Origin of the sequence: Micrococcus sp. HMSC31B01 (assembly GCF_001816085.1) — a bacterium.
Taxonomy (GTDB): domain Bacteria; phylum Actinomycetota; class Actinomycetes; order Actinomycetales; family Micrococcaceae; genus Micrococcus; species Micrococcus luteus.
Window position 1 is genome coordinate 1 of the sequence record NZ_KV824854.1, and the last position, 2,518, is coordinate 2,518.

Genomic DNA, 2,518 nt, shown 5'->3' on the forward strand with positions numbered 1-2,518 from the left:
GCGGACGCCCCGCCGTGCGCGCGCCAGGACGAGCAGGCCCTGACCGCACCGACCCGGCCGGTGCGCAGGGTCCCTCCGGGGGATCCCGCCGACGGGCCGGCCCCCGGGGACCGGACCGGCGAGGATGCGGCAGAGGAGGCCCGATGACCACCGTGGATCCGCAGCCGCCCCGTCCGCCGCGTGTCGCCGTCGTCGGCGTGATCGCCGCCCTGATGCTCGCCCTCAGCGGCTGCACTCAGATCCCCCAGAGCTCCGAGGTGCGCAGCGCGGACCCGGTCGACGGGGCCACCGCAGCCGCAGACGCGCCGCAGTTCCATCCGCCGGGACCGGCCGAGTCGGACACGGCGGAGGAGGCCATCCGGGGCTTCCTGCTCGCGGGCACGAGCCCGCAGGACGACTACGCGGTGGCGCGCCAGTTCCTCGACGGGCCCGCGGCCACCCAGTGGACGCCCGGGCAGCGCACCCTCGTGTACTCGGCGGAGCCGCGCATCACCCGGGGCGACGGCGCCGGGGACTACCAGATCCAGGTCGAGGTCGACTCGGAGATCGACGAGTACGGCCTGCGGACCATCGCGCCGCCGGGGACCACGCGGGCCTGGGCCGTCACGGTGCAGGAACGGCCGCAGGGCATGCGGATCACGTCCACGGAGAACGGCACGCTGCTCTCCCAGGCGCAGTTCGGACAGCTGTTCGCCCCGCACGAGCTCGCCTTCTACGACACCGCGAAGCGCTACGTCGTGCCGGACGTGCGGTGGTTCGTCAATCGGGGCACCACCGTGACCGCGGTGACGCGAGCGCTCCTGCGCGGGCCGGCACCGTATCTGGCCGGGGCGGTGGAGACGGCCTTCCCGCTGCGCACCGGCACCGACCTGGCCGCGCCCACGGTGCGCGTCGACGACGACGGCGTGGCCCACGTCGACCTCACCCAGGCGGCCGCCGAGGGGGCCGACGCCGACCGGCGGCACCGCATGCGGGAGCAGCTGGAGCTGACCCTGACGGGCCTCCAATCGGTCAAGGAGGTCGAGGTGACCGTCGCCGGCGCCCAGCTGTCCACGTCGGGAGACGACGGCCCCGCCCCGGTCCAGACCGACCCCGCCGTCGGATCGGTCCAGGTGGGCATCGACGCGGCGACGGGCGGACTCGTGTACGTGCAGGGGACCAGCGTCACGCCGGTGGGCGGCGCTCCGGACGTCACCGCGCTCGATCCGGTCCGCCCGACGATGTCCGGCGACCGCAGCCGATTCGCGTTCGTCACCCGTGACCGGACGGCGGTCCACGTCGCCGGCACGGACGGCTCCCTGCGGGAGGTGCTGCGCGGCACCGGGCTCACCGTCCCGTCGCTGGACCTCCTGGGCTGGGTGTGGGCGGCCGACCGGGGCACGACCTCGCGGATCCGCGCCGTCTCGGCCCAGCCCGGCGGGCAGGAGCGCATCGTGACGGCCACCTGGCTGCGGCCCGGCGAGCGGATCGTCGACCTGCGGTTGTCGCGGAGTGGGGCCCGGGCCGCGATGCTCGTCGACGACGGCCAGCGGACCACCCTGCGCGTGTCCGGCGTCGTGCGCGGTTCGAAAGGGGTGCCGAACGCCCTGACCGAGCCGATCCTGCTGCCCTCCTCCGGGTCGGAGGACTCGGTGGAGTGGGCCGGAGACACGAACCTGCTCGTCTCGGCGTACGCCGAGAAGCCCGACGAGCGCGTGGTGCCGCGGATCGTCTCGGTCGATGGCACCGTCCGGGAGCTCAACCCGCTGGGCGGTCTGCGGGGGATCTCCGTCGGCGACGACGGCGCCTACTACGCGGAGACGGACGAGTTCGTGTTCCTGCTGGTGGGCTCCTCGTGGCGGGCGCAGGAGCTCGACCGCGGGGTGCGCGACCTCTCGTTCCCAGACTGATCCGAGCCCGCGCCCGCCGCCCCGTCGTCCACTCCTGCACAGCCGCCCCGTCCCGCACAGCGGCTCGCCCCGGCGCCCGGACGGCGGCGGCGTGCGGTGGACTCGTCGCATGCGCACCCCGCCGTCCTCCCCGTCCCCGCCGTCGGTGTTCGGCACCCTCGGTCGGGCCCTGGCCGACCTGGTCCTGCCCGCCGAGTGCGCGGTGTGCGCCGCGCCGGGCCACCGGCTCTGCCCGGCCTGCGCGGAGGGACTGACCGCCGCCCTGTCCCGGCCCTTCCGGGCGGAGCAGGACGCCCCGACCCTGCCCTTGGGCCCCGGCGGCGCTCCGCTGCCGGTGATGGCGGCCGGGCGCTACGCAGACCCGCTGGCGGCCGCCGTGCTCGCGTTCAAGGACCATCACGCGCTGCACCTGCGCGGCGTGCTGGGCGAGGCCCTGTGCCGGACCGTCGCCGCGGCGCGTCTCGAGCCGGACCTGCCCGGGGCGCGGCACGCCCTGCTCGTCCCGGTCCCGGGCGGCGCGGTCGGATTCCGACGGCGTGGCTACGACCCGCTCGCCGAGCTCACCCGGGCGCTGCCGGCGCCGTGGCTGGTCTCCGACGCCGTCCGTGCGCGCCTGCTGCCCCGCGCGA

The 2,518-nt window shown here is 76.1% G+C and carries 2 protein-coding genes; both read left to right on the forward strand.

Features of this window, described 5'->3' with window-relative positions:
- Positions 1 to 143 precede the first annotated feature (143 nt).
- Complete coding sequence (locus HMPREF3105_RS00755; protein WP_069942054.1) at positions 144 to 1,889, forward strand: LpqB family beta-propeller domain-containing protein; 1,746 nt, start codon at positions 144 to 146, stop codon at positions 1,887 to 1,889.
- A 109-nt stretch (positions 1,890 to 1,998) separates the two neighbouring features.
- A partial coding sequence (locus tag HMPREF3105_RS00760) for a ComF family protein (RefSeq protein WP_070708540.1) occupies positions 1,999 to 2,518 on the forward strand: 520 nt, incomplete at its 3' end.

Coding starts and splice junctions, on each gene's coding strand:
- HMPREF3105_RS00755 (WP_069942054.1), top strand. CDS start 144: ATGACCACCGTGGATCCGCAGCCGCCCCGTCCGCCGCGTGTCGCCGTC.